At 65.2% G+C, this 24,841-nt stretch carries 24 protein-coding genes; 14 read left to right on the forward strand and 10 right to left on the reverse strand.

Annotated features, from left to right (window positions below; genetic code table 11):
• Positions 1-24: 24 nt before the first annotated feature.
• The 3 genes from C793_RS0101865 to yihA all read right to left on the reverse strand — a co-directional run bounded on the left by C793_RS0101865 (position 25) and on the right by yihA (position 3,702).
• Positions 25-1,176, reverse strand: a complete 1,152-nt coding sequence (locus C793_RS0101865; protein ID WP_017429248.1) for an extracellular solute-binding protein — start codon at positions 1,174-1,176, stop codon at positions 25-27.
• Entirely contained in the window at positions 1,163-2,872 is a 1,710-nt protein-coding gene (locus C793_RS0101870; RefSeq protein WP_017429249.1) for a chloride channel protein, read from the reverse strand. The genes C793_RS0101865 and C793_RS0101870 overlap by 14 nt, the downstream gene beginning before the upstream one ends.
• Positions 2,873-3,060: 188 nt before the next feature.
• Positions 3,061-3,702 (reverse strand): ribosome biogenesis GTP-binding protein YihA/YsxC, encoded by a 642-nt coding sequence (gene yihA / locus C793_RS0101875; RefSeq protein ID WP_017429250.1) that lies wholly within the window; start codon positions 3,700-3,702, stop codon positions 3,061-3,063.
• Positions 3,703-4,016: 314 nt separating this feature from the next.
• Here yihA and C793_RS0101880 point away from each other — a divergent pair, with 314 nt between their 5' ends.
• The 7 genes from C793_RS0101880 to dtd all read left to right on the forward strand — a co-directional run bounded on the left by C793_RS0101880 (position 4,017) and on the right by dtd (position 9,875).
• Complete coding sequence (locus C793_RS0101880) at positions 4,017-4,649, forward strand: c-type cytochrome (RefSeq protein WP_017429251.1); 633 nt, start codon at positions 4,017-4,019, stop codon at positions 4,647-4,649.
• 90 nt (positions 4,650-4,739) lie between these two features.
• On the forward strand, positions 4,740-5,414 hold the full coding sequence (locus C793_RS13355; protein WP_017429252.1) for a thiol:disulfide interchange protein DsbA/DsbL: 675 nt from the start codon (positions 4,740-4,742) through the stop codon (positions 5,412-5,414).
• A gap of 66 nt (positions 5,415-5,480) precedes the next feature.
• Entirely contained in the window at positions 5,481-6,371 is an 891-nt protein-coding gene (locus C793_RS0101890; RefSeq protein WP_017429253.1) for an endonuclease/exonuclease/phosphatase family protein, read from the forward strand.
• A gap of 57 nt (positions 6,372-6,428) precedes the next feature.
• On the forward strand, positions 6,429-6,998 hold the full coding sequence (locus C793_RS0101895) for a TRAP transporter small permease subunit (RefSeq protein WP_017429254.1): 570 nt from the start codon (positions 6,429-6,431) through the stop codon (positions 6,996-6,998).
• Positions 6,998-8,404, forward strand: a complete 1,407-nt coding sequence (locus C793_RS0101900) for a TRAP transporter large permease (protein WP_017429255.1) — start codon at positions 6,998-7,000, stop codon at positions 8,402-8,404. The genes C793_RS0101895 and C793_RS0101900 overlap by 1 nt, the downstream gene beginning before the upstream one ends.
• 82 nt (positions 8,405-8,486) lie before the next feature.
• A complete protein-coding gene (gene thiD, locus C793_RS0101905) occupies positions 8,487-9,317 on the forward strand; it encodes a bifunctional hydroxymethylpyrimidine kinase/phosphomethylpyrimidine kinase (RefSeq protein WP_017429256.1) in 831 nt (276 codons plus the stop codon).
• A gap of 108 nt (positions 9,318-9,425) precedes the next feature.
• A complete protein-coding gene (gene dtd / locus C793_RS0101910) occupies positions 9,426-9,875 on the forward strand; it encodes a D-aminoacyl-tRNA deacylase (RefSeq protein WP_017429257.1) in 450 nt (149 codons plus the stop codon).
• 44 nt (positions 9,876-9,919) lie between these two features.
• Here the strand turns inward: dtd and C793_RS0101915 are convergent, their stop codons facing one another.
• Entirely contained in the window at positions 9,920-11,884 is a 1,965-nt protein-coding gene (locus C793_RS0101915; RefSeq protein WP_017429259.1) for an ATP-binding cassette domain-containing protein, read from the reverse strand.
• 124 nt (positions 11,885-12,008) lie between these two features.
• Between C793_RS0101915 and C793_RS13360 the strand changes: the two genes are divergently transcribed.
• From C793_RS13360 to C793_RS0101930, 3 genes are all read left to right on the forward strand, one after another.
• A complete protein-coding gene (locus C793_RS13360; RefSeq protein WP_017429260.1) occupies positions 12,009-12,524 on the forward strand; it encodes a TIGR02444 family protein in 516 nt (171 codons plus the stop codon).
• Positions 12,525-12,669: 145 nt separating this feature from the next.
• Positions 12,670-13,251, forward strand: a complete 582-nt coding sequence (locus tag C793_RS0101925; protein WP_017429261.1) for a TRAP transporter small permease — start codon at positions 12,670-12,672, stop codon at positions 13,249-13,251.
• A 106-nt stretch (positions 13,252-13,357) separates the two neighbouring features.
• A complete protein-coding gene (locus C793_RS0101930; protein ID WP_026106047.1) occupies positions 13,358-14,641 on the forward strand; it encodes a TRAP transporter large permease in 1,284 nt (427 codons plus the stop codon).
• A 330-nt stretch (positions 14,642-14,971) separates the two neighbouring features.
• On the opposite strand, the gene dctP is transcribed toward C793_RS0101930, so the two are convergent.
• On the reverse strand, positions 14,972-15,991 hold the full coding sequence (gene dctP, locus C793_RS0101935) for a TRAP transporter substrate-binding protein DctP (RefSeq protein WP_017429263.1): 1,020 nt from the start codon (positions 15,989-15,991) through the stop codon (positions 14,972-14,974).
• Positions 15,992-16,275: 284 nt separating this feature from the next.
• Here dctP and bamJ point away from each other — a divergent pair, with 284 nt between their 5' ends.
• Both bamJ and C793_RS0101945 read left to right on the forward strand, forming a co-directional pair.
• Positions 16,276-16,953, forward strand: coding sequence for a BamJ family beta-barrel-assembly machinery protein (gene bamJ / locus C793_RS0101940; RefSeq protein WP_017429264.1), 678 nt, complete (start codon positions 16,276-16,278; stop codon positions 16,951-16,953).
• Positions 16,943-17,965 (forward strand): alpha/beta hydrolase family protein, encoded by a 1,023-nt coding sequence (locus tag C793_RS0101945; protein ID WP_017429265.1) that lies wholly within the window; start codon positions 16,943-16,945, stop codon positions 17,963-17,965. Before bamJ ends, C793_RS0101945 begins: the two co-directional genes overlap by 11 nt.
• A gap of 9 nt (positions 17,966-17,974) precedes the next feature.
• Here C793_RS0101945 and C793_RS0101950 read toward each other — a convergent pair whose 3' ends face one another.
• Positions 17,975-18,478 carry a hypothetical protein gene (locus tag C793_RS0101950; protein WP_051038322.1) on the reverse strand — a complete coding sequence of 168 codons (504 nt, stop codon included), beginning with the start codon at positions 18,476-18,478 and terminating at the stop codon, positions 17,975-17,977.
• Positions 18,479-18,672: 194 nt separating this feature from the next.
• Here C793_RS0101950 and C793_RS0101955 point away from each other — a divergent pair, with 194 nt between their 5' ends.
• Positions 18,673-19,587 (forward strand): AEC family transporter, encoded by a 915-nt coding sequence (locus tag C793_RS0101955; RefSeq protein ID WP_017429267.1) that lies wholly within the window; start codon positions 18,673-18,675, stop codon positions 19,585-19,587.
• 273 nt (positions 19,588-19,860) lie between these two features.
• Here C793_RS0101955 and trmB read toward each other — a convergent pair whose 3' ends face one another.
• Genes trmB through thiS form a run of 3 tightly spaced genes read right to left on the reverse strand, consistent with a single transcriptional unit; the run spans position 19,861 to position 21,734 of the window.
• Complete coding sequence (trmB, locus tag C793_RS0101960; RefSeq protein WP_026106049.1) at positions 19,861-20,640, reverse strand: tRNA (guanosine(46)-N7)-methyltransferase TrmB; 780 nt, start codon at positions 20,638-20,640, stop codon at positions 19,861-19,863.
• Between the two features lie 17 nt (positions 20,641-20,657).
• A complete protein-coding gene (locus tag C793_RS0101965) occupies positions 20,658-21,452 on the reverse strand; it encodes a thiazole synthase (RefSeq protein WP_017429269.1) in 795 nt (264 codons plus the stop codon).
• A gap of 54 nt (positions 21,453-21,506) precedes the next feature.
• Positions 21,507-21,734, reverse strand: coding sequence for a sulfur carrier protein ThiS (thiS, locus tag C793_RS0101970; protein WP_017429270.1), 228 nt, complete (start codon positions 21,732-21,734; stop codon positions 21,507-21,509).
• Between the two features lie 192 nt (positions 21,735-21,926).
• On the opposite strand from thiS, the gene C793_RS0101975 reads away from it, so the two are divergent.
• Positions 21,927-22,319, forward strand: a complete 393-nt coding sequence (locus C793_RS0101975) for a DUF423 domain-containing protein (RefSeq protein WP_017429271.1) — start codon at positions 21,927-21,929, stop codon at positions 22,317-22,319.
• 63 nt (positions 22,320-22,382) lie between these two features.
• On the opposite strand, the gene C793_RS0101980 is transcribed toward C793_RS0101975, so the two are convergent.
• Complete coding sequence (locus C793_RS0101980) at positions 22,383-24,563, reverse strand: malate synthase G (RefSeq protein ID WP_017429272.1); 2,181 nt, start codon at positions 24,561-24,563, stop codon at positions 22,383-22,385.
• Positions 24,564-24,841: the final 278 nt, after the last annotated feature.

A 24,841-nucleotide genomic window follows, 5' to 3' on the forward strand; every position in this document is an offset into this window, starting at 1 on the left:
TGCGCAAACGAATGCCTTGAGGTGTCACGGCGGGTTGTCAGCGCCCGCTGAATCGCCCGGCAGCGCCTCGCGGAAGTAGTCGCGAATGCGGTCGTGGGTGCGCGCGTACCAGGTTTCGTCCTTGGTAATGGCGTGTTTGGCATTCAGCGGGTGGGTGGGAATGTGCAGGCGCATGTCCACGCCGCTGTCGGGGTGGTTGCTGACCTGGCGGGTCGCCGAGCGGCGCGACGGGCCGTAGGGAATGATCTGGGCGAAGGCGGTCTGGCGCTCGGTGGCGGTGGCAAAGCCAATGAACCGGCGGGCGCTTTCGGCCTGCTCGGCGCCCCTGGGTATCACCCAGGTTTCGTGTTCCTGTACCTGGCCGTCCCAGAGAATCTCGATGGGCAGGTCGCGGTCGACCATGGCGTCAAAGAAGCGCCCGTTATACCCCGAGGCCATGACTACCTTGTTTTCCGCCAGCAGACGGACCGGAGCGTCGCCGCCTTCCCACCATTGCAGGTCTTCGAGGTTTTTGAGGCGTTTCAGCGCCAGCGACAGCCCGCGGCGCGTGCTCAGCAGGCGGTAGATTTCCTGTTCGGGGACGCCGTAGGAAAGCAGCGCCCACTCCAGGTTGACCGCCGGGTCGCGCTGCAGCGCGCGGGGGCCGGGAAAGCGCTGCTGATCGAACAGGTCGGCGATCTCGGTCGGCCGCTGCCCGGGAAAAGCGTCGCGGCGGTAGGCGACGACGGTGGCGAACACCGAGTGGGTGATGGCGCAGCGGCTCAGGGCGCCGTCGATAAAGTCGCGTTTGGCCGGCGTGCCCTGCGGCGAGGGCGTGAGGATCTCCGCCGACAGCGGCTGCAGTAGGCCGTCGGCGCAGCCGGTTCGGGCGCGGCTGCGGCGCATGTCGATGACGTCCCAGGGCACATCGCCGCGGTTCACGGCCTGGCGCAGCTGCGCCAGCGAGCCGTTATAGCGATGCACCCTGACGGGAATGCCGGTGGCCTGGGTAAAGGGCTCGAACAGCGCGCGGCGCTGGGCCTCGACGTAGGTGCCGCCCCAGCTGAGAACATCCAGCGGCGCGGCGGTATCGTCGCTCGCCTGAGTCAGCGCCGGCGGGGCGGCGAGCAGTACGGTCGCCAGCCCCAGAGTCAGGAGGCGCCGTGCGCATGTTGTCGGTCGCTTAGCCTGTGCCATGCTCCTCCCGCTGCAGTGCTTCGCTGTGCTGGATGTAGGCGCGCGTGATGCTCGCCTCGTACACCACGCCGAGAAAGGTATCGCTGGCCTCGTCGACCACCACAATGGCCTCGCCGGATACGTCCTGGGGGTGCTGCATGGCGTCCCACACCGAGGCGTCGGGGCCGAGCACCGGCCGTGGCGTGTCGCGGCATTCGTTGACGCGGAAGTGGCCCTGGCCCTTGCCGCGCATGACCTCCAGGTCGGCCAGGGTCACGCTGCCGCGATAGCGGCGCCGGCTGTCGATCCGGTAGGCTTCGCCGTGGCCCCCGGCGCTCAGCGCCGCGATGGCCTGATCAACGCTGTCGTGCGGGCTCAGCGTCACGCCGTCTTCGCTCAGCAGGTGCTCGAGGCGGGCGCTTTGCAGCAGCGCGCGGCTGCGCCCGGCAGACAGGTCGAGCCCGCGCCGGGCGAGCTGGGTATCGAACAGCGAGCGGCCGAACAGCTGTGCGGCGATGGGGCTGGCGAGAATAACGCTGGCCAGCGCGGCGGTGGTCAGCGCATAGCTGCCGGTGAGCTCAAAAACAATCAGCAGCGTGGTCAACGGCGCGCCGATCACCGGCGCGGTCACCGCGACCATGCCGCATACCGCGTAGAAGACAAAGGTATCGCCGGCCAGACCGGCCTGAGTGGCCAGGGTGCCGCACAGCGCGCCGAACAGCGTGCCAATTACCAGCGCCGGGCTGAAGACGCCGCCGCCAAAGCCCATGCCGATGCACATCGCCGTGGCGGCGAGTTTGAGCACCAGCACGATAACCAGGTCCAGGCTGCTGAACGCGCCCTGGATGGTGGCAAAGCGCAGCGTTTCCTGGCCCATGCCGAGGATATCCGGCACCCACAGTGCTACCAGCCCCAGTGCTGCCCCCGCTGCCGCCGGGCGCAGCGAAGGGCGTAGCGGCAGCTTGGCGGCGCGGCGGCCGACGGCGAGAATCGCGTGCATATAGGCGCCGGCGACCAGCGCCCCCAGGCCGCCGATAACGATAAACCCGACGAACTCCCAGGGGGTCGGCACGGCGGTGTCGGTAACGTGAAAAAGCGCGCCGCGCGACAGCGCCTGGGTGGCAATGATGTGGCTGGCGATAGCCGCGGCGGCCACCGGGGCAAAGGCGCGCAGGGCGTAGTGGCGCAGCACGACCTCGTGGGCGAAGACGATGCCGGCCAGCGGCGCGTGAAAGGCGGCGGCAATGGCCGCGGCCACGCCGCAGGCGATGGCGACGTTATCGTCGGAGCGCCCCAGGCGCAGCAGCCTGGCGCCCAGCGAGCCCAGGCTGGCGCCCATGTGCACCAGCGGGCCGTACTGGCCCACCGACGCGCCGCTACCCAGCGAGATCAGGCCGGAAAGCGCCGAAAGCACGCCGGCGCGCGCCGGCAGTCGGCCCCGCCGCGTTTGCACGGCGGCGATCAGCTCGGCGGGGGTGTGCGGGCGGCGCTCGCGGATGGCGCGGTGCAGCTGGCCCACCGCCAGGCCGCCCAGGGTGGGCACCAATACCGTGGCGATGGCCAGCGCCTCCGGGTGAGCGAACATCATGCGCCCACGCGGCGAGACCAGCAGCAGGTCGTTAAGCCAGACCACCGCGCTGACAAACCCCACCGCGGCCAGCGCCGCCAGGCTGCCGGTCAGCGCGCCCAGCAGCACCAGCGCGAGAAAGCGCAGCATGCCGCGCGCTCCCCGGGGTGGCTGTTCGTCCTGTCTGCCCAGTTGCCGGGCAGACGCTGTATCCGGCTGCTCCGCGCTGGCCACCACGCTACCTCGGCCCGATGAATTGGCCCCGGTACCGGGGCGCCGCCCTTCTATCTGTAGGGCGAAAGCGCCCGAAGAACAAGCCCCGGGCGACGACGCGGTGGCTATTCGTCTTCCGCGTCCGGGGCGTCAAGCCACTGGTTAAGTCGCTGCGAGAGCGTCTCCAGGCCGTCCTTTTTCAGTGCCGAGAACAGCTGCACGGTAACCAGGTCTTCCCATTCAACCAGCTGGTGGCGGACTTTCTGCAGCGAGGCCTTGCCCGGGCCCTTTTTCAGCTTGTCGGCCTTGGTCAGCAGGATGTGTACCGGCAGGTCGCGTTCGTCGGCAAAGCCCAGCAGCAGCTGATCGAACTCGGTGAGCGGGTGGCGTACGTCCATCATCAGCACCAGCCCGCGCAGACTTTGGCGCTGATACAGGTAGTCGGATAAATGCGCCTGCCACTTGCGCTTGACCGACTCGGGCACCTTGGCATAGCCGTAGCCGGGCAGGTCGACCAGCCGCAGGGCGTCGTCGCCCATCAGGTTGAAGCTGTTGATCAGCTGGGTGCGCCCCGGGGTACGCGAGGTGCGCGCCAGCGCTTTTTGCCGAGTCAGCGCGTTGATCGCGCTGGACTTGCCGGCATTGGAACGCCCGGCAAAGGCGACTTCCGCGCCGGTGTCGTCCGGGCATTGCGCCAGCCCCGGGGCGCTTTTCATGAAGCGTGCGGTGGCGTAGTTCAGCGTCCTGGGGGCTTGCGTTGCGGGCATGGCATTTATCCTGACAAAAGGCGAGCGGCGGGCGACGGAGTCTCGCGTCGATGGGTCTCGACATGACGGCCGACAATCTTGCGGCGAATTAGCCCAAAAGCAGTGGGCTCGTGCATTCCCGCAGCCTGGGGGATTCGTTATACTCAGACGGGTTTATACCTGCGACCCGGGGCGCGCGTCCAGCATTATGCTGTCACCCACGCGACAGCCGTATAACAACCCGACGACTCTGGCGTAGCGGCCAGGCAGGGCAGTGCCCGGGTGTGCAACCGTCGCCAATCAACGGGACCCGACAAGGGGATAGTGGAATCGCAATGAGACAGTTACTGGCAAGTCTGGCAATCATCATCGGGGCCGTGGGCACGGCCCAGGCACAGTCCAACGATCCGGCCGCCAACGCCGATGCGGCGGCAGGCGCGGAAATGGCCAAGCCGTGCGCGGCCTGCCACGGGGACACCGGGATCAGCCAAATGGGCATGTTTCCCAACCTCGCCGGCCAGCAGGAATCGTATCTGGCCAAGCAGATCATGAACATTCGCGACGGGGATCGCGTCGTCGCGCAGATGGCCGGCCAGGTCGATAACTTTTCCGATCAGGATGCCTGGGACGTGGCGGCTCACTTCGCCGAGCAAACGCCCAACAAGGGGCAGGCCGACGACGCCGACGAGGAAATGCTGGAGCGCGGCAAGACGCTGTATACCGCCGGTGATCTGAGTGAAGGCATCCCGGCCTGCGCCGCCTGCCACACGCCCACCGGCGAAGGCATCGGCAGCGCGGTGTATCCGGCGCTGTCCGGCCAGCACCCGGAGTACGTGGCGTCCACGCTGAGCGATTTTTCCGCCGGCGAGCGCTCCAACGACCCCGGCGCGGTCATGCGCGACATCGCCGACAAGCTGCGCGAAAGCGACATGAAAGCCGTTGCCAACTACGTGCATGGCCTGCATTAAGCGCCGGGTCATGTGACATGATTCAGGCGTCGCCCGGCGCGTGGGAGACGACGCGCCGGGCGACGCCTGACCGCCTTTCTGGAGCAATCCATGTTGAAATCCGTCATTGTAGCGCTGGCCGGGCTGGGCCTGTCGGCTGCGGTTAGCGCGCAGACCCTGACCGAAGGTGAAGATTACAAGCGCCTCGAGACCCCGGTACAAACGCAGGTGGACGACGGCCGGATCGAGGTCACCGAGGTGTTCTGGTTCGGTTGCCCGCATTGCTATCGCCTGCAGCCGCTGGTCAGCGACTGGTACGAAACGCTGCCCGACGACGTTGCGGTCGTGCACATGCCGGCCACCATGGGCGGCGCCTGGAACATCCACGCCGGCGCGTTTTACGCTGCGCAGGAGCTGGGTATCGAAGAGGAGCTGCACGACGATTTCTTTGATGCCATCCACAAGCAGGATCGCTCGCTGACCGATACCGACAAGCTGGCGACCTTCTTCGCCAATTACGGCGTCAGCGAAGAAGCGGCCCGCGAAGCGCTGGACTCCTTCGGGGTGAAGTCCCGGGTGAATCAGGCGCATGCGCGCCTGCGCAATATGCGTCTGAAAGGCGTGCCGGCGCTGGTCGTCGACGGTCGCTATGTGGTGACGCCGCAAAGTGCCGGCAGCCTGGCCAACATGCCCGAGATTGCCGATACCCTCGTCGAGCGCGTGCGGTCCGCCGATTCTGCAGACGATTCTTCAGGCAATGCCTCCTCGGACAATGACGCGGAATAAGCCGGTTTGGCCGCAGCGGCAGCGCCGCCGGAGTGCGCGGCCATGAGTTCTTTCATGAGTTCTTTCATGAGTTCTTTGGAAGCCGGCACTGCGGAGGTCGGTCCCCGGGATATCGGCGCTTTGGATGCTAAAACGCCGGATGACGAACCCTCGGAGGCCGAGGCGTCCGCGTCGCTGCTGAGCAGCGGCCACCTGCGGCTGCTGACGTTTAATCTACAGGTCGGCATTCAGACGTCGGCGTACCACCATTACCTCACACGCGGCTGGCAGCATCTGCTGCCGCATCCGCACCGCATCCGCCGGCTGGCGCTGATCAGCCGGGTGCTCAGCCGCTACGACGTGGTGGGGCTTCAGGAAGCCGACGGTGGCAGCTTTCGCTCCGGGCGTATCAACCAGGTGGAATATCTGGCCTCCCGGGCGGGGTTTGCCCATTACTACCAGCAGCTCAACCGCAACCTCGGGCGCGTGGCGCAGCACAGCAACGGCCTGCTGTCGCGTCTGGCGCCCGATGCCGTGGAGGAACACCGGCTGCCCGGGATGCTGCCTGGGCGCGGCGCGATTCACGCGCGTTTGGGTGACGGGCCGGACGCGCTGCATATCTTCGTGGCGCACATGGCGCTGAGCGAGCGCGGACGCCATCGCCAGTTCGACTACCTGAGCGAGATCATCAAGCCGCTGCGCCATGTAGTGGTCATGGGCGACCTGAACACCACCCCCGACCGGATTCACGCCCACGAGCGGTTTCGTACGTCGCTCGACCTGCATCCGGTTGCGCCGCTGTTGAGCTACCCGGCCTGGCAGCCGCGCCGGGCGCTGGACCATATTCTGGTATCGCGCAGCCTGGAAGCCGCCAACGTGCAGGTATTGAAGCGCCTGTTTTCCGACCACCTGCCCGTGGCGGTGGACCTGCCGCTGCCGTTGGCGTGTCTGGATGCCATACGCAATACCCGGCTGTAGGCGGCGCGCCGCTGCGGCCGGCTGCGTCACAATACAACAAGACAACGAGGCACCATCATGCCCACCCCCCTGTCTCCCCCTTCGCTGCCGCCCTGGCTTGGCGTGCTGGATCGGGCCTCGCAGCGCCTGGGCCACGCGCTGTCCTGGCTGATGCTGGCCATGCTGCTGATCGAGTTTGCCGTGGTGGTGCTGCGTTACGCGCTGGGTATCAACAGCACCTTCATGCAGGAATTGGTGATGTACATGCACGCTACGCTGTTCATGCTGGCGGCGGGCTATACCCTGCGCGAAAACGGCCATGTGCGGGTGGATATTATCTACCGCAAGCTCTCGGCGCGGCGTCAGGCGCTGATCAACATGCTGGGCATCGTCTTTTTGCTGGCGCCGGTCATGGTGTTCATCATCGCCACCAGCGCGGGCTATGTGGCGGCGTCGTGGAAGATTCTCGAAGGCTCGTCCAATTACGGCGGCATTCCCGGCGTGTTCGTGTTGAAAACGCTGATGCCGGTGTTTGCCGGGTTGATGCTGGTACAGGGCGGGGTCGAATTCGTCCGCAGCGGGTATATTCTCGCCGGACGCGTCGATGCCGACGATGGCGATGATTCCCATCCCGAGGAGGGCCTGTGATGCTGGAGCTGATGCCGCTGGTACTGTTCCTCGCCGTCTGTGCCGTTCTCATGCTGGGCTTTCCCGTGGCGCTGTCGCTCTCGGGGACTGCGCTGGCGTTTGCCGGGTTGGGACTGGGGCTCCAGACGCTGGGGATTGATGCCAACTTCAACCCCGGGTATCTGGCGGCGTATCCCAATCGCCTCTACGGCATCATGACCAACACGACCCTGCTGGCCGTGCCGCTGTTCGTGTTGATGGGCGTGCTGCTGGAGAAGTCCCGCGTGGCCGAAACCCTGCTTGACGCCATGGCGCTGGTGTTCGGCTCGCGCAGCGGCGGGCTGGGCATTGCGGTGACGCTGGTGGGCATGCTGATGGCGGCGTCCACCGGGATCGTCGGCGCCACCGTGGTGACCATGGGGCTGATGTCGCTGCCGACCATGCTCAAGCGCGGGTATTCGCCTGCGCTTGCCACCGGCACGATTTGTGCGACCGGTACCCTGGGCCAGATTATTCCGCCCTCCATCGCGCTGGTACTGCTGGGCGATGTGCTGTCGTCGGCCTACCAGCAGGCGCAGCTGTCCATGGGCGTGTTCAGCCCCCAAACCGTGTCCGTCGGCGACCTGTTCATGGGGGCGCTGGTGCCGGGCGTGACGCTGGTGGCGCTGTACATGCTCTACGTGGCGTTTACTGCCTGGCGCAACCCCGACGCCGCGCCGCCGGTGCCCCGGGAGGTGCTGACCGAGGAGCTGGGCCATAACGGCGGGCTGACATCGTTGCTGCTCAAGGGTCTGGTGCCGCCGATTCTGCTGATTGTGGTGGTGCTGGGCTCGATTCTCGCGGGCATCGCCACGCCCACCGAGGCTTCCGCCGTGGGCGCCTTCGGGGCGCTGGTGCTGGCGCTGGTCTATCGCCGGCTGAACCTGGCGACGCTGCGGGAGGTGCTGCGCTCCACCACGCGTGTGACCAGCATGGTGTTTCTGATCCTGATCGGCGCGGCGCTGTTTTCGCTGGTCTTTCGCGCCTACGGCGGGGAGGAAATGGTCACCGACCTGTTCGAGCACATGCCCGGCGGCGTGGTTGGCGCGACGCTGATTGTCATGCTGGTGATCTTTCTGCTGGGCTTTATTCTCGACTTTATCGAGATCACCTTCGTGGTGGTGCCGATTGTGGGGCCGATCCTGCTGACCATGGGGCTGGACCCGATCTGGCTGGGCATCATGATTGCGATCAACCTCCAGACTTCATTTCTGACCCCGCCGTTCGGTTTCGCGCTGTTTTACCTGCGCGGGGTAGCGCCGGCCTCGGTCACCACGGCGTCGATCTATCGCGGGGTGGCGCCCTTTATCGCCATTCAGCTGATCATGCTGGGGCTGCTGGCCGTGTTTCCGCAGCTGGCGACCTGGCTGCCGGCGCAGTTTGATTGATCGCTGGCCGGCCCGCATGACCGCCTTGCGTGCAAATGACAAATTACAATCTACATAGCGTACAAGGAAAAGAGGGAGAACCATGTCCAACGCTGCCTCCATTCGTCGCGTGCTGACCATCGCCGGTTCGGATCCGTCCGGCGGTGCCGGGATGCAGGCCGACCTGAAAACCTTCTCCGCGTTGGGCTGCTACGGCACCAGCGTGATCACCGCGCTTACCGCGCAAAACACCCAGGGCGTGCGCGGCGTCGAGCCGGTATCACCCGGTTTTATCGCCGAGCAGCTGGATGCGGTGCTGGATGACATCGCGCTTGACGCGGTGAAGATCGGCATGGTGGCCAGCCGCGAGGTGGCCGAAGTGATTGCCGCGGCGTTTCGCCAGCGCCGGCCGCGCTGGATTATCCTCGACCCGGTGATGGTGGCCAAGAGCGGCGATGTGCTGGTGGACGACGCCGGTATTGCCGCGGTGCGCGACGTGCTGTTACCGCTGGCCGATATGATCACCCCCAACATGCCCGAGGCCGCGGTGCTGCTGGACGCCGACACGCCGGCCACCGCGGCTGACATGGAGGCGCTGATGCCGCCGTTGACCCGGCTGGGCGCGCCCCGGGTGCTGCTCAAGGGCGGGCACATGAGAGGCGACGAGTGCCCCGACCTGCTTGCGACCCCGGAGCGTCAGGAATGGCTCACCGCTCCGCGGGTGGTGACGCAGAATCTTCACGGCACCGGCTGTTCGCTGTCGTCGGCCATCGCCGCAACGCTGTCCAGGCTGCCCGGGGGCTTCTCGGATGCCGACGTGGTAGCGGCCATCAGAGAGGCCAGAGAGTGGCTACAGGTCGCGCTTGAAGCCGGCAAACGGCTGGACGTGGGCGAGGAATGCGGCCCGGTACACCATTTTCACGCCTGGTGGTAAGCCCGGGCAGTCAGTGGGGTAGGTAGTTAATGGGATAGGTAGTTAATACAGTCGGTAGTTAATGAAGCAGGTAGTTAATAGAGTCGGTGGTTAATAGAGTATGGCGATATGAAAGCATTGATTCAGCGCGTGCAGAGCGCCAGCGTCGAGATTGACGACGCCGCCGGCAGTTGCACTGCGGGCGCCATCGACGGCGGTCTGCTGGCGCTGATCGGCGTGGAAAAGGGCGACGACGAGAAAAGCGCCGACAAGCTGTTGCACAAGCTGCTGCATTATCGGGTATTCGCCGATCCCGAGGGCAAAATGAACCATAACGTCCAGCAGGCCGGCGGCGGGCTCCTGCTGGTGTCTCAGTTCACCCTGGCGGCGGACACGCGCAAGGGGCTGCGCCCGAGCTTTTCCAGCGCCGCCCCGCCCGCCGACGGCGAGCGGCTGTTCAACTACCTGGTGGAACAGGCGCGCCGCCATCCGCTACCCGTGGCCACCGGCGAGTTCGGCGCGGACATGCAGGTCGCGCTGGTCAACGACGGCCCGGTGACCTTTCTCCTCGAAAGCTGATCTCTTCTCAATCTGACCTCTTCGCAAGCTGGCGCGGCGCCGAGTCAGGCGTCGCTGGCTTCCAGCGCTTCTGCGGCTTCCAGCCATTCCTGCTCGGCGTCGTTGAGCCGGGTTTGGGCGTCGGCCTGCTGCGCCAGCGTTCGGTCGAGCTCGGCCTTGCGCGCGGCGTCGGTGTACAGCTCGGGGTCGGCCAGGGTGTCTTCCAGCGCCTTGAGCGCCTTCTGCTGTTTTTCCATGGTCTTTTCCGCGCGGTCGCGCTGCTTTTTCAGCGGGCGCAGCTTTTCGCGCGCCTCGGCAGCGGCTTTGCGCGCGGTCTTGCGCTCTTCGGCGGTGGCGGGCTGGCTTTCGGCCGGCGCAGCGGGCTCGGCGGCTACCGGTTCGGAAGGCGCGCCCCGGCTTTTGCGCTTGTTTTCCCGGCGCTGGGTATCCAGGCGGTTCTTGAGCCAGACGTGATAATCGTCAAGGTCGCCGTCGAAGGGCTCGACCCGGTGATCGGCGACCACCCAGAAGTCATCCACGCTGGCGCGCAGCAGGTGGCGGTCGTGAGACACGATGATCACCGTGCCGTCAAAGCCGGCAATCGCCTGGGTCAGTGCCTCGCGCATCTCCAGGTCCAGGTGGTTGGTGGGCTCGTCGAGCAGCAGCAGGTTGGGCTTTTGCCAGGCAATCAGCGCCAGCGCCAGCCGCGCCTTTTCGCCGCCGGAAAAGTTGGCCACCGTGGCAAAGGCGTCGTCGCCCTTGAAACCGAAGCCGCCGATAAAGTTGCGGATGGCCTGATCGCTGGCGGTGGGAGAAAGCCGCTGTACGTGGACAAAGGGCGAGGAGGTGGTATCCAGCCCTTCCAGCTGATGCTGGGCGAAGTAGCCGATGGACAGGTGCTCGCCGGGTATACGTTCGCCGCCCAACAGCTCCAGCTCGCCGGTGAGCGATTTGATCAGCGTGGACTTGCCCGCGCCGTTGGGGCCCAGCAGGCCGATACGACTGCCGGGCAGCAGCGTCAGGTTGACGTTGTCCAGCTGGACGTTTTCGCCAGCGTCCGAGGGATAGCCCATCCGCGCCTGATCGATCACCAGCAGCGGGTGCGAAGTCTTGTCCGCGGCGGGCAGGGTGAAATGGAAGGGGGAATCGACGTGGGCCACGGCGATGTCTTCCATGCGTTCGAGCATTTTCACCCGGCTCTGCGCCTGGCGGGCCTTGGTGGCCTTGGCCTTGAAGCGGGTGATAAAGCGTTCGATCTCTTCCCGCCGTGCCTGCTGCTTGGCGGCTTCGGCCTGCTGCAGCGCGAGCTTTTCGGCGCGGGTATGCTCAAAACGCGAATAGTTGCCGCGATACAGCTCGACGGTCTGGTGGTGCATGTGGACGATGTGGTCGCACACGGCGTCGAGAAAGTCGCGGTCGTGGGAGATCAGCAGGAGCATCCCGGGGTAGCGCTTGAGCCACTGTTCCAGCCACAGCAGGGCGTCCAGGTCCAGGTGGTTGGTGGGCTCGTCGAGCAGCAGCAGGTCGGAGGGCATGAACAGCGTGCGCGCCAGGTTGACGCGCATTCGCCAGCCGCCGGAGAAATCCGCCAGTGGCCGGTCCAGGTCGGTCTGCATGAATCCCAGCCCCACCAGCAGCTGGGCGGCGCGGGGCTCGGCGGTGTAGCCGTCCAGGGTGTCGATCAGCCCGTGCAGCTCGGCTTCGCGGTGAGCGTCGTCGGCTTCCCGGGCGGCGGCCAGGTCGGCCTCGGCCTGGCGCAGGGCGTGGTCGCCGTCGAGCACGTAATCCAGAATCGAGCGGTCCAGCGCCTGAATTTCCTGATCCATGTGGGCAATACGCTGCCCGCCGCTGATGGTGACTTCCCCCTGATCCGCGCCGATCTCGCCCAGCAGCATCTTGAACAGGCTCGACTTGCCCGTGCCGTTGGTGCCGATAATGCCGGCCTTGATGCCGTCGTGCAGCATCAGGTCGGCGTTATCCAAAAGCGTTTGCGTACCGCGTTGCAGGGCAACCTGGCGCAGTGCAATCATGCATTCTCCCTGGAAGTTGAACTGAGTGTCGAACCGTCGCTATAGACGGTTTTATAGACTGCTTTTGTAGACAGGCGCTATGGAAAGGCTCCCGGAGACCACCGTTGATGAAGGAAACGGGCCGATGCGCGATTCTACCCGATTGTCAGCCCTTGAGCAGAATCCCCTGTGGGATTTTGCCGTGGATTTTTACGCTCGTTCCGGCGTGTCGTCGCGCCTTTTGCGCCTGCAGGACGACGCCGGGCTGGATGTCTGTGTATTGCTGTGGCGCCTGTGGCTGAAGCGCCACGGCCTGGCGCCGACCGAGTTGGCCGAGCATCAGCTGGATGATGTGCTGGCATGGCAGCGCGACTATACCGTTCCGTTGCGCTGCCGGCGCCGCCGGCTCAAGCCAGCTGCTCCGCAGGATGCGGCCCTGGCTCAGCTGCGCCGAACGCTGAAGGAGGCCGAACTGCAGGCCGAAAAAATTGCCCTGCAGCGTCTGGAGGCGCTGTCGTGGCAGGCAGGTGGCGTCACCCGGATCGACGCCGACGAGCCTGCCCACTCGGTGCTTGCCGGCGGTCGGGCCAACGGTCTGCCCGCCTGGCAGCAGCGTAGCCTGGCCGAGCTGGTTGCCCGGTCGGAGTCAATGCTGCGTTGAAGCACCTGTCAGGGTACGCTACCGTTAAAGTCGTAGGGCAGCCAACAATACCCAAACGGCGCCAGGCCAGACGTGGCTTCTGCCATCCACCGATCCTGGCGTAACGCCGCCGCGTTTTGGCAGCAAGCCATAAGGTAACTCTGATATGACTGACAAGCCTTCAACCGGACAGCCGCCGAAAAGCGGTCTGCTGCGGGCGCTCAGCGCGCTTGACATGGCGCTTGGTGCGATCGAGAAATGGATTATTACCGCCAGTATCCTGGGCATGGCGCTGCTCATGAGCACCCATGTGGTCAGCAACCTGGTGTTCCAGACGGGGATTCCCGGTACTTACGAAGTCACCGAAATGATGATCGTGGTGATCACCTTTGTGGGGGTGAGCTATGCGGCGCGTCACGCGCGTCACATCAGCATGTCGGCCATTTACGAGCAGCTCGGGGGCCGGTTGCGCAAGGGATTGCTGATTCTGATCTGCATCGGCAGCGCGGCGCTGATGTTCTATTTTGCCTATAAATCGGTGGGCTATGTGGTCACGATCTTCGATCGCGGGCGCACCAGCTCATCGCTGCATATTCCCCTGTGGATCGTTTACACCGCGCTTCCCGTCGGGTTTACCCTGGCCGGCGTGCAGTACGTGCTGACCGCCGTGCGCAACATCGTCAGCCGGGATATCTATCGCAACTTCAGGGAAAAGGAGTCGTTTTCCGATGTACCCGCAGACGAATAGGGGTGTCCCTCGACGCAGCGGGCAACGGCCCGGGCGTTATTTCGACACCGATTCGATAACAACAACTCGATAACAACGACTCCATAACAACACTGAGGACAAGCGCATGTTAGCCGGACTCGGGATAATAATGCTGGTGTTGCTGCTGCTGGGCTTCCCCATGATGGTGCCGCTCGCCGCAGGAACGCTGTACATGATGTTCACCGACATGACCTTTTTCGGCCCGGATCAGGCGGTGAGCTGGATGATCAACGGGGTGGGCAGCTGGGTATTGGCGGCGGTGCCCATGTTTATCTTTGCCGCCGATATTCTGACCAAGGGGCATACGGCCAACCGTCTGCTCGACGTGGTCGATGCCTTTACCCGCCACATTCGCGGCGGCCTGCCGATTACCACGGCGGCGTCCTGCGCGCTGTTCGGCGCGGTCTCGGGGTCCACCCAGGCGACCGTGGTGGCCATGGGCGGCCCCATGCGCCCGCGCCTGTTGGCCAAGGGCTATACCGACAGCTTCACCCTGGCGCTGATTATCAACGCCAGCGATATCGCGCTGCTGATTCCGCCGAGCATCGGCTTCATCATCTACGGCGTGGTGATGAAGGAATCCATCGGCGATCTCTTCCTGGCCGGTATTCTGCCCGGCGTGATGATCCTCATGCTGTTTGCTGCCTATTGCTATATCGATGCGCGACTCAAGGGCATCGAGCCGGAAACGCGCACTACCTGGCGCGAGCGTTTTCAGGCCATCCGCAAGGTGATCCTGCCGATGGGCTTTCCGGTGCTGGTGGTCGGCGGTATCTACGGCGGCTTTTTCAGCGCGGTGGAAGCCTCGGCCGTGGCCGTGGCCTATGCGCTGATGCTGGAGGTCATCATTTACCGTCAGGTCTCGGTGCGTGACCTGGCCGGGCTGGCGCTGTCCACCGGCATGATCACGGCCGTGGTCTTCATCCTGGTGGCCATCGGCGCGGCGTTCTCCCAGGCGTTGGGCACCGCCGGAGTACCCGAGCAGGTGTTGGGGCCGCTGATCGAAGGCATCGGCGACAATCAGCTGCTGGCGCTGATGCTGATCGCTGCCGCCTTCTTTGTGGGCTGCATGTTCGTCGACCCCATCGTGGTGATCCTGATTCTGGTGCCGATCTTCAAGCCGCTGATCATGGCCACGGGGCTGGACCCGATCCATGTCGGCGTGATTGTCACCCTCCAGGCTGCCATCGGCTCGGCCACGCCGCCGTTCGGCTGCGATATCTTTACCGCGATTGCGGTATTCCGCCGGCCCTATATGGACGTGATTCGCGGCACGCCGCCGTTTATTGCGATCATGCTGCTGGCCACGATACTGCTGATTCTCTTCCCGCAGATTTCGCTGCTGCTGCCTTCGTTGGGGAGTAACTGACCCGTCAGCCGTTAAGCCTCGGGGGTTCTCCGGGAATCAGCTTCCATCAGGATCAGGCGTCGGAAAAACCGGCGCCTGATTTTTTTCGTCGGCGCCAGGGCGTCCACACTCGGTTGCCAACCGCCAACCGCCAACCGCCAACCGCCAACCGCCAACCGCCAACCGCCAACCGCCAACCGCCAACCGCCAACCGCCAACCGCCAACCGCCAACCGCCTATCATTACCCGGCAATCCTCAACCGCCGGCCATGAAAAAAGCCGAGCGGGGATTCCGCTCGGCTTTCCGTTGTTGGCTGCCCGACGCTTGAGAGCGCGGCGTGCCGTGACGGTTTAGTCTTCTTCGGCCTTGTCGAAGGCGGAGAGCAGCGCTTCGAGGGCATCGCCGCCGCGCTCGCCAACGTCATCCACGAAGCTTTCGCGGACCGGCTTGGCCAGCTCGCGGAATTCGGCACGCTGCTTGTCGTTCAGCTCGATGATGTTGATGTCGCTCTTGGACTTGATGGTATCCAGACGCTCGGAGTTGAACTGATCCTGGATGTCGTAGCCCGTTTCCACCAGCTCGTCGGTGACTTCGTCGAGCATGTCCTGCTGACTGTCGCTGAGGCTGTCGTACCAGCTCTCGTTGGCCATGAGCGTGGCCACGAACTGAGCCTGCTTGGCGAAAATCATGTAATCCTGGACTTCGTAGAAGCCCATTTCCTCGTGGGCAAAGACCGGCTGGATGTTGCCTTCGGCCTGACCCTGCTGCAGCGCGCTGTAAAGCTCGCCGTAGGCGATGGAGATGGGCGAGGCGCCGTAGGCCTTGTAGCCTTCGCGCAGCAGGCTGTTGTCCATCACACGGATCTGCAGGTTTTCCATGTCTTCCGGGTCGCGGACTTCCTGGTTGGAGGTCCAGACCTGATAGCCTTCGGCCAGCTCGGCAACCGGCACCAGGTCACGCTCGCGGAACGCCTTCTGCCAGGCGTCGCTCTTGAGGAATTCGTCGGAGTTCAGCACCTGCGCCGTTTCCAGCTGGTCCGGCGGCATAACGAAGTTCAGGCTGAGCAGCTGGCTTTCCGGTACGGTACCGCCCAGCGCGCCCGAGCCAAAACCGAGCGGAATGGAGCCGCTCTGTACGGCGTCATACAGTGCTGAATACGTGGAACCCCAGGTGCCGTAAGGCAGCAGCTCGACGCTGATGTCGCCGTCGGACTTCTCTTCCACCAGCTTCTTGAATTCCTCGGCGTAGCCGTGCTGCACGCTGCCTTCGATTTCTTCCAGACCGAAGCGCCAGGTTTCCGCGTTGGCCGTTGCGGCTGCGGTCATCAGGCCACAGGCGGTAATACCCACTACCAGTTTGTTCAGTTTCATTATGCTCTCCTTCCTTTTTTATAGTGACATACTTAGAGAAGAGGAATCCCGGCGTCATGTCAAGGTTGAAACCCCGGCTATTATCCCGTAGGCCGGCTGCCCGGATGCGTGCCGGCGCCTGCCCTGTTAAGGTGTCGAAATGCCCGCAAAACGGGGCAGCAGCGGTTGCCCGACGGCCCTGCCGGATGACAGGGTGCTGCGTTGGCGCGGGGCGCGACCCTGGCCGCCTGTTGATTTGCTGTTTGACTCCACAACGCTGTTTGATTCCATAACAAGGTCCATCCATGAAAACACTGCTGACTACCGTTTCGCTCGCTGCCCTGGTGGCGGCCCCGCTGGCGCTGGCAGCGCCGGAAACCGACGAAGAGCGTCTGGCCTACAGCCTTGGCGTTACCCTGGGCGAAAGCATGCACGACGATATCGATGACCTGGATATCGACACTTTCACCAGCGGCATGCGCGATGTATTCAACGACAACGACCTGGCCCTGAGCGAGGATGAAGTCGCCAGTGCGCTGGCCGCCTTCCAGAAGGACGCCATGGAAACGCGGCAGAAAGAAGCCGCCGAAGTCGCCACGGAAAACAAAAAGCAGGGCGAGACCTTTCTGGCCGACAACGCCGAGCGCGACGCGGTCACCGTGACCGATTCCGGGCTGCAATACGAAGTGCTCGAATCCGGCGACGGCCAGACACCGGGGCCGGAAGATACCGTCAAGGTGGACTACGAAGGCAAGCTGCTGGACGGCACCGTGTTTGACAGCTCCATCGAGCGCGGCGAACCGGTCAGCTTCCAGGTCAACCAGGTGATCAAGGGCTGGCAGGAAGCGCTGGAGCTGATGAGCGTGGGCGACAAGTGGAAGCTGTATATTCCCGCGGATCTGGCCTACGGCGAGCGCGGCCAGGGCCCCATCGGCCCCAACGAGGTGCTGACGTTCAGCGTTGAACTGCTGGATGTCGAGTAACGCCGCGCGGCGTGCCGGCTGGCAACGCGCCGGGTATGTCGTCGCGCTGAGCCTGACGCTGCCGTCGGCGGTCATGGCGGCAGACCCCGAGCCTCCCGCGCCGGCATTGCCGGCACTGGGCACGGCCGAGGCCAGCGCCGTGGGCCTCGGCGGTGGCGGCTACATGGCCACCCAGCTGGCGGTGGCCTGGCCCGAGCGCTTTCACGGCCTGGGCGTGCTCGGCGCCGGCCCCTGGGCCTGCGCCCAGGGCAAGCTGTCGCTGGCGCTCAACCAGTGCATGATGGTGCGCCGCGGTGAGCCCTCGCTTGATGAGCTGGACGATCGCCGCGCCGACTATCAGTCTCGCAATCAGGTCGGCGCCGATGCCGACCTTGAGCAGCTGCGCGCCTACGTCTGGCACGGCCAGCAGGACGACGTCATGGCCCCGGTGCTGGGCGACCTGCTGGCCGAACAGCTCGACCGCTGGCTGGCCGACGGCGAGCAGCAGCTCAAGGTAGCGCGTGATGCCGAGGCCGGCCACGGCTGGCCGCAGGACGGCGAGCGCGTGGCCGGCAGCATGATGGACTGGCTGTATCCTGCCCGCGATGCAGATGACGCGCCGTCGGCCGGCGGCGAGCTGCGCGAGTTTGACCAGAGCGACTTCGAGGCCCGGGGGCTGGCCGATACCGGCTACGTCTACGTGCCCGAGGCCTGCACCGCCGGCGGCTGCGGCGCTACCCTGGCGCTTCACGGCTGTCGGGTGAACGAGGCGTCGTCGGATGATCAAGCGTCGCCGGGCGAGGGGTTCATGCGTGACAACGGCCTGAATGCCTGGGCCGATACCCACGCTGAAGTGGTGCTGTACCCGCAGGTGGAAAGCTCCATGGCCAATCCCAAAGGCTGTTGGGACTGGTGGGGTTTTGCCGAAAGCTCCTGGCAGCTGTATCCGCTGCACGATACCCGCAACGGCACCCAGGCCAGCGCCCTGATGGACATGCTCGACCGCCTGCAGACGGCGCCCGCCGAGCGTTAGCCCTCGGCGTCAGCTTCTGGCCACGTCAAAATCAAACCAGCTGCCGATGCGCCCGTCGGGCGTATTCAGGATAACCCGGGCACGCCAGGGCATGACCTCACGGGTGCAGGCGTTGACGTGCCCCTGGCCGGAAAAATGGCCGCTGGTGCCCGCCTCCAGCGTGAAACGGTGACGCCCCATGTCCATGTCGCGGCCGATAAAGTCCACCGTGGCTTCCCGGGCATCCAGATCCTTGACGTCGACCTCCAGCGGCAGCGGTTCACGCGCCTCGATGCGTCCTCCGGTATCCACCTTCAGCGCTACTCTGCCGCGGTCGCCAAGCCGCGCGGAGCAGCTCTGGCGGTGTAGATTGCACGCCTGGTCAGGCGGGTACCAGGTCACGTCGTCGCGACTGCTGAGCCAGTGTGAGACGGCATAGCCGCCAAACAACACTAGGGCGATGCCGGTCATCAGGATCAGCCCCTTGAGCGCGGGGCGCGGTGTGCTGGCGGTGGAGTGCGGCGTTTTGTTCATGGCTGCTTCAACGTGGCGGACCCCCGGGCGGTATGCGGGTTTGATGGAAAAATCAGGGATGGACAGAACCGCCGGAACGGCGGCGTCAATAACCTCATGGTAGCAGTTGTGGCACCCGCTCCCCTGTGCCGGGATGTCGCAGGGACAGGGCATGCCCGGCACCATGCACCCGGACGATACGGGCGGAGAAACCGATGACAAGCATTATCGATGCGCTGGGGCCGCTGTTTGCCCTGATTGGGCTGGGCGCGGTTCTGGGCGCTGTGCGTTTCATGCCGGCGGGGTTCTGGCCGCAGCTGGAGCGGCTGGTGTATTTCGTGCTGTTTCCCGCGATGCTGGTGTCCACGCTGGCCACGGCGGATATCAGCCAGGTCCCCGTGGGGCGCCTGGCGGTGGTGTTGCTGGGCAGCATGGCCGGTTTTGCGCTGCTGCTGTGGCGGCTGCGCCACTGGCTGGGGCTCGAGGCCGCGGCGTTTACCTCGGTGTTTCAGGGCGCGCTGCGTTTCAATACCTACGTGGGGGTGGCCGGCGCCGCCGCGCTGCACGCCGGTCAGGGCACGACCGTGGCAGCGGTGGCCGTGGCGCTGATGGTACCCACGGTGAACGTGATCTGCGTAACCGGGTTTGTCGCCGCGGGCACCCTGGGGCGCGCCGGGGTGCGGCAGAGCGTGCTGGCGTTGATCCGTAACCCGCTGATACTTGCCTGCCTGCTGGGCGCGGGGCTGAACCTCTCGGGCCTGGGCTTGCCGGGGTGGAGCGAAGGCACCGTCACCCTGGTCGGGCGCGCCGCGCTGCCTCTGGGGCTGTTGGCCGTGGGCGTGGCGTTGCGGCTGTCGGCGCTGTTGCGCCTGAGCCGGGGCGTGGTGACGGCGGCGGGGGTCAAGCTGGTGCTGATGCCCGGCCTGGCGCTGGCGCTGGCCTGGGCGCTGCAGCTGGACCCGGTGAGCCGCGATGTGGTGCTGCTGTTTGCCGCCCTGCCCACGGCCACTTCGGCGTATATTCTGGCGCGACAGCTGGGCGGCGATGCCGAGATGATGGCCGCGATTATTACCGGGCAGACGCTGCTCGCCATGCTGACTCTGCCGCTGTGGCTACAGCTGGCGGCCTGACGCCGGCAGGATAAAAAAGATTCGCATTCATGTTGACGCATTGAATGAGAATGATTATATTAAATGTGCGGCGTTTGATGAGACGCCGCGCCACGGCAGCAACCGCCAGTTAACTGCCATGGTTTCTCCCTCTCATTGCCAGGCGAGACGCTAGCCTGGATTGCTAGTCACGGTTTGATTGCCGCTTCCACCTGGGAGCGGCTTTTTTTTGGTTGATCCCCTGGCGTTATCGCGCCCCGGGCTGGTGACGCTCGGGCGACAGACGCCCGGCCGTCAATCGGTGCGGCGGTAGATCAGGTCGCTGACACCGTGGCCGAGCTGTTCGCCGCGCTGCTCGAATTTGGTCAGCGGGCGAAACGCCGGGCGCGGGACATAAGGCGCGGTGTCGGCGTTGGCAGTGTTGGCAAAGCCGGGGGCGGCGTCCATGATGTCGGCCATCCATTCGGCGTAGCTTTCCCAGTCGGTCGCCAGGTGAAAGCATCCGCCGGGCGCCAGGCGCGTGCGTACCAGCTCGACAAACGCCGGCTGCACGATGCGGCGCTTGTGGTGCTTTTTCTTGGTCCAGGGGTCGGGGAAGAACAGCTGCAGGGTCGTCAGGCTGTTTGCCGGCAGGCACTGTTCCAGCACCGCCAGAGCGTCTTCGCGGTAAACCCGCAGGTTGGTCAGGCCGCGCTTGTCGGCCTCGTCGAGCAGCTTGCCCACGCCCGGCGCGTGCACTTCGATGCCGATAAAATCGGTCTCCGGGTGGGTTTCGGCCTGCTCGACCAGCGAATGGCCCATGCCGAAGCCGATTTCGACGACGCGCGGCGCACGGCGGCCGAACAGCGCGTCCAGATCCTGGCGGCCGTCGGCGATGGTCAGCCCCAGCCGGGGCCAGACGTTGTCCAGGCCTCGAGTCTGCGCCTGGGTCATGCGTCCGGCGCGAATCACGTAGCTTTTGATGCCCGGGCGGTGCAGCGGTGCGTCGGCGCTTTCCATGCCGGTGGGTGCTGCGTCGGTGGAAGGTTCTGTGTCGAAAGAGCTTTCTGTGTCGGGAGAGCGTGTGTCAGTCATGGGGCGGCAAGCATCCGTTAGCCGTTGATACGGCCGGCAAGGGGTGAAGACGGCGACGCGCTCTGACGGCGCGGCATGCGCCCGGCGATAAACGCATTGCGACCGGCGCGCACCGCCTGCTGCATGGCCCTGGCCATGCGCACTGGATCATCGGCGTGGGCGATGGCGGAGTTGAGCAGTACGCCGTCGCAGCCCAGCTCCATGGCCATGGCGGCGTCGGAGGCGGTGCCGATACCCGCGTCGACGAGCACCGGGACGCGGCTCTGTTCCACGATCAGGCGCACGTTGTACGGGTTCTGGATTCCCTGGCCCGAGCCGATCAGCGAGCCCAGCGGCATGATCGCCGCGCAGCCCATGGCCTCGAGCTCCCGGGCAACGATGGGGTCGTCGCTGGTATAGACCATGACGTCGAAGCCGTCGTCGAGCAGCGTCTGCGCCGCCTTGAGCGTTTCGGTGACGTTGGGGTACAGCGTGTTCTCGTCGCCCAGCACTTCGAGCTTGACCAGACTGTGGCCGTCCAGCAGTTCGCGGGCCAGCCGGCAGGTGCGCACGGCGTCTTTGGCGCTGTAGCAGCCGGCAGTGTTGGGCAGCAGGGTATAGTGCTCGGGTGATACGGTGTCGAGCAGGCCAGGTTCCCCCGCCGCCTCGCCCAGATGGGTGCGGCGCACGGCAAAGGTGACGATGTTGGCCTCGCTCTCGCGGATCGCGGCGCCGGCCTGGGCAAAATCGCGGTATTTACCCGTGCCGATCAGCAGGCGAGAATCAAACTCGCGACCGGCAACGGTCAGCGGTGTATCCGGGTGTGATGTCATGGCGTTTCCTTGTGGTTGTGCGCCGGCCGTGGGATGCCCCGGAGGTTGAGCAGGTTACCCACCGCCGATGGCGTGGACGATTTCGACTTGATCGCCGTCGGCCAGCGGCGTTTCCGCCAGCCGGCTGCGGGGCACGATTTCCTCGTTGATCTCAACGGCAATTCGCTGCCCGCCGAGGCCCAGCTGCTCGACTAGGTCGGCAGCGCTGGTATCGGGCGCCAGGGCACGGGATTCTCCGTTGAGCTGAATGGCCGCCTCTGTCGTGGCCGTCATTGCGGTCATGTCCTACCTCTTCAGTCAGTGTGGCAAGCGCGCGGCGGACAAGCGGGTGCCCGCCGCGTTCAACCAAGGTAGCACGATTATAACGATTTTCGTGTGCGCCGGCAGCCGCTCTCCATGCAGCTCCGGCCAGCGGCGAGCAATAGTGCTAGCCACAAGACGTGTTATACGACGAGTCACTAGAAGGAGCGTTATATGGCGTCAGGCAAGGTTGTAACATCCGCCAGGGTCGCCTGGGGTGGCGTCGCGCTTTCCGGCGCGATGACCGTGATGCTGGGCGCCTACGCCGCCCACGGCATGGCCGAACCGGCGGCCGGGCTGGTCAACACCGGCGTGCGCTACCAGATGTGGCACACCCTGGCGCTTTTGGCGCTGCTGATGCGCCCGTCAGCGCTGCCCATGCGCACGCGGCCGGTGATGGTGCTCTGGACGCTGGGTATGACGGCATTCAGCGGCTCGCTCTATGCCATGGCGTTTACCGGCCTGGCGGCGGGCCTGATTACCCCGCTGGGCGGCCTGCTGCTGATGGCGGGCTGGTTGGCGCTGGGGGTAACGGCGTGGCGCGCCGGCGCTCGCCGCCAGGCGTAACAACCCGGAAAAAAGCCCCCTCAGGGCATACCGTAAGGGGGCTGGCCGGCGGCCGGGGCGGCGTTACTGCGCCCTGGCCTTTTCCACCCGGCGCCACTCGTGGAGCAGCGGTTCGGTGTAGCCCGACGGCTGTTCCAGCCCCTTGAAGATCAGGTCGGACGCTGCCCGGAATGCGGTGGACTCGTCAAAATGCGAGCTCATCGGCGTGTAGTCGGGGTCGCCGGCGTTCTGCTCGTCGACCATGCGCGCCATGCGCTTGAGCGTGTCCTGCACCTGGGCGGCATTGACGATGCCGTGGTGCAGCCAGTTGGCAATGTGCTGGCTGGAAATGCGCAGCGTGGCGCGGTCTTCCATCAGGCCCACGTTATGGATGTCCGGCACCTTGGACACGCCCACGCCGTGCTCGACCCAGCGCACCACGTAGCCGAGGATGCCCTGGCAGTTGTTGTCCAGCTCCTGCTGGACCTCTTCCGCGCTCCAGTCGGCGTTCTCCGCCACGGGGACGGTGAGCAGGTCGTCGAGCATGTCGGGTTCGCCGTGGTCTTCCAGCTCGCGCTGCACATCGGCCACCCTGACCTGATGATAGTGCAGGGCGTGCAGCGTCGCGGCGGTGGGCGACGGCACCCAGGCGGTGTTGGCACCGGCTTTGGGATGGCCGATTTTCTGTTCCAGCATGTCGTGCATCAGCTCGGGCATGGCCCACATGCCCTTGCCGATCTGGGCGCGGCCGCGCAGCCCGCAGGCCAGGCCGATCTGGACGTTGCTCTTCTCGTAGGCGTTGATCCAGGCCGTGCTCTTCATGTCGCCCTTGCGCACCACCGGGCCGGCTTCCATCGCGGTGTGCATTTCATCGCCGGTCCGGTCGAGGAAGCCGGTGTTGATGAATACCACCCGCGAGCGGGCCGCGTTGATGCACGCCTTGAGGTTGGCACTGGTGCGGCGCTCTTCGTCCATGACGCCCATTTTCAGGGTATCGCGCGCCAGGCCGAGGATGTCCTCGACGCGGCCGAAAAGCTCGCTGGCAAAGGCGACTTCGTCGGGGCCGTGCATCTTGGGCTTGACGATGTACACCGAGCCGGTGCGCGAGTTGCGCGGCTGATCGGCGGACTTTTTCAAGTCGTGGATGGCAATCAGCGAAGTGACCGCGGCGTCGAGAATGCCTTCGGGCACCTCGTTGCCGTTGTCGTCGAGCACCGCCGGCGTGGTCATCAGGTGGCCGACGTTGCGGATAAACATCAGCGAGCGGCCCTGCAGGGTCAGGGTATTACCCTCGGTGGTCTGCCAGGTGCGGTCGTCGCGCAGCGTCCGGGTGAACGACTTGTCCCCCTTGGCGACGGTTTCCTGGAGATCGCCCTTCATCAGGCCGAGCCAGTTCCGGTAAACGCCGACCTTGTCTTCGGCATCCACGGCGGCGATGGAGTCTTCGCAGTCCATGATGGTCGAGATAGCGGCTTCGACCACCACGTCGCTGACGCGCGCCGGGTCGGTTTTGCCGATGAAATGCTCGCCGTCGATCCGGATCTCGATGTGCAGGCCGTTGTTGGCCAGCAGGATCGAGTCCGGGTCAGCGGTGCTGCCGTCAAAGCCCACCAGCCTGGCGGCATCCTGCAGGCCGGTTTCGCGGCCGCCCGCCAGGCTGACCACCAGATGGCCGTCGCGGATGGCGTAGTTGACCGCGTCGCGATGGGAGCCGGTGGCCAGCGGGGCGGCGCGGTCGAGCACGCCGCGCGCGTAGGCAATCACCTTGTTGGCGCGGGTGAAGTTGAACTCGCGGGTGATGCCGGCGCCGTCCTCCTCGGAGATGGCGTCGGTGCCGTAAAGCGCGTCGTAAAGGCTGCCCCAGCGGGCGTTGGCGGCGTTCAGCGCGTAGCGGCCGTTGTTGACCGGCACTACCAGCTGCGGCCCCGCCTGAGTGGACAGCTCCTTGTCGACGTCGGCGGTTGTGGTCGTCACCGTGTCGGGAACGTCGGTCAGGTAGCCGATGTCGTTGAGAAAGCGGCGATAGGCCGGCATGTCCTTGACGGGGCCGGGATTGTCGCGGTGCCAGGCCTCCAGCTGTTGCTGCAGCGAGTCGCGCCGGGCAAGCAGCTCACGGTTGCGCGGCGCCAGATCGTTGAACAGCGCATCAACGCCGGCCCAGAAGGCGTCCTGGTCAACGCCGGTACCCGGCAGCGCCTGCTCGTTGATGAAGCGATCAAGGTCGGCCGACACCTGTAAACGGTGGCGCGTGATACGCTCGCTCATGGAAACTCTCCCTTGGAATGCCCGTGGCGCATCCGGCTGTCGGATGCCGACCACGACCATAGTGAATACAGCTGCTGAAAGCACGCCGATAGGCGTGCGGAGGGCAGCGCTGACGCTGATGGCGACAGTATAATTTGCGGAAAATAGTTCCACAAATGTGCACTTATGTAAATAGGGCGACCCTGACGCCGCCGTCATGGCCGACTAAATGATGATAATTTACGCCGCCGGCTGCGAACGGATCAATTGTTTCCGTCTATCCCACCAGGCGGTCGCAA

The sequence above is a fragment of the Vreelandella jeotgali Hwa genome, from assembly GCF_000334215.1.
Lineage (GTDB): Bacteria > Pseudomonadota > Gammaproteobacteria > Pseudomonadales > Halomonadaceae > Vreelandella > Vreelandella jeotgali.

Bases quoted from the DNA above. Each gene is read 5' to 3' on its own strand.
- C793_RS0101915 (WP_017429259.1), bottom strand. From the start codon at position 11,884: ATGATTGCACTGCGCCAGGTTGCCCTGCAACGCGGTACGCAAACGCTT.
- C793_RS0101870 (WP_017429249.1), bottom strand. From the start codon at position 2,872: ATGCTGCGCTTTCTCGCGCTGGTGCTGCTGGGCGCGCTGACCGGCAGC.
- C793_RS0101895 (WP_017429254.1), top strand. From the start codon at position 6,429: ATGCCCACCCCCCTGTCTCCCCCTTCGCTGCCGCCCTGGCTTGGCGTG.
- C793_RS0101980 (WP_017429272.1), bottom strand. From the start codon at position 24,563: ATGAGCGAGCGTATCACGCGCCACCGTTTACAGGTGTCGGCCGACCTT.
- C793_RS0101975 (WP_017429271.1), top strand. From the start codon at position 21,927: ATGGCGTCAGGCAAGGTTGTAACATCCGCCAGGGTCGCCTGGGGTGGC.
- C793_RS13355 (WP_017429252.1), top strand. From the start codon at position 4,740: ATGTTGAAATCCGTCATTGTAGCGCTGGCCGGGCTGGGCCTGTCGGCT.
- C793_RS0101900 (WP_017429255.1), top strand. From the start codon at position 6,998: ATGCTGGAGCTGATGCCGCTGGTACTGTTCCTCGCCGTCTGTGCCGTT.
- C793_RS0101890 (WP_017429253.1), top strand. From the start codon at position 5,481: ATGAGTTCTTTGGAAGCCGGCACTGCGGAGGTCGGTCCCCGGGATATC.
- trmB (WP_026106049.1), bottom strand. From the start codon at position 20,640: ATGACTGACACACGCTCTCCCGACACAGAAAGCTCTTTCGACACAGAA.
- bamJ (WP_017429264.1), top strand. From the start codon at position 16,276: ATGAAAACACTGCTGACTACCGTTTCGCTCGCTGCCCTGGTGGCGGCC.
- C793_RS0101965 (WP_017429269.1), bottom strand. From the start codon at position 21,452: ATGACATCACACCCGGATACACCGCTGACCGTTGCCGGTCGCGAGTTT.
- C793_RS0101945 (WP_017429265.1), top strand. From the start codon at position 16,943: ATGTCGAGTAACGCCGCGCGGCGTGCCGGCTGGCAACGCGCCGGGTAT.
- thiS (WP_017429270.1), bottom strand. From the start codon at position 21,734: ATGACCGCAATGACGGCCACGACAGAGGCGGCCATTCAGCTCAACGGA.
- dctP (WP_017429263.1), bottom strand. From the start codon at position 15,991: ATGAAACTGAACAAACTGGTAGTGGGTATTACCGCCTGTGGCCTGATG.
- C793_RS0101865 (WP_017429248.1), bottom strand. From the start codon at position 1,176: ATGGCACAGGCTAAGCGACCGACAACATGCGCACGGCGCCTCCTGACT.
- dtd (WP_017429257.1), top strand. From the start codon at position 9,426: ATGAAAGCATTGATTCAGCGCGTGCAGAGCGCCAGCGTCGAGATTGAC.
- thiD (WP_017429256.1), top strand. From the start codon at position 8,487: ATGTCCAACGCTGCCTCCATTCGTCGCGTGCTGACCATCGCCGGTTCG.
- C793_RS0101950 (WP_051038322.1), bottom strand. From the start codon at position 18,478: ATGAACAAAACGCCGCACTCCACCGCCAGCACACCGCGCCCCGCGCTC.
- C793_RS0101925 (WP_017429261.1), top strand. From the start codon at position 12,670: ATGACTGACAAGCCTTCAACCGGACAGCCGCCGAAAAGCGGTCTGCTG.
- C793_RS0101880 (WP_017429251.1), top strand. From the start codon at position 4,017: ATGAGACAGTTACTGGCAAGTCTGGCAATCATCATCGGGGCCGTGGGC.
- yihA (WP_017429250.1), bottom strand. From the start codon at position 3,702: ATGCCCGCAACGCAAGCCCCCAGGACGCTGAACTACGCCACCGCACGC.
- C793_RS13360 (WP_017429260.1), top strand. From the start codon at position 12,009: ATGCGCGATTCTACCCGATTGTCAGCCCTTGAGCAGAATCCCCTGTGG.
- C793_RS0101955 (WP_017429267.1), top strand. From the start codon at position 18,673: ATGACAAGCATTATCGATGCGCTGGGGCCGCTGTTTGCCCTGATTGGG.
- C793_RS0101930 (WP_026106047.1), top strand. From the start codon at position 13,358: ATGTTAGCCGGACTCGGGATAATAATGCTGGTGTTGCTGCTGCTGGGC.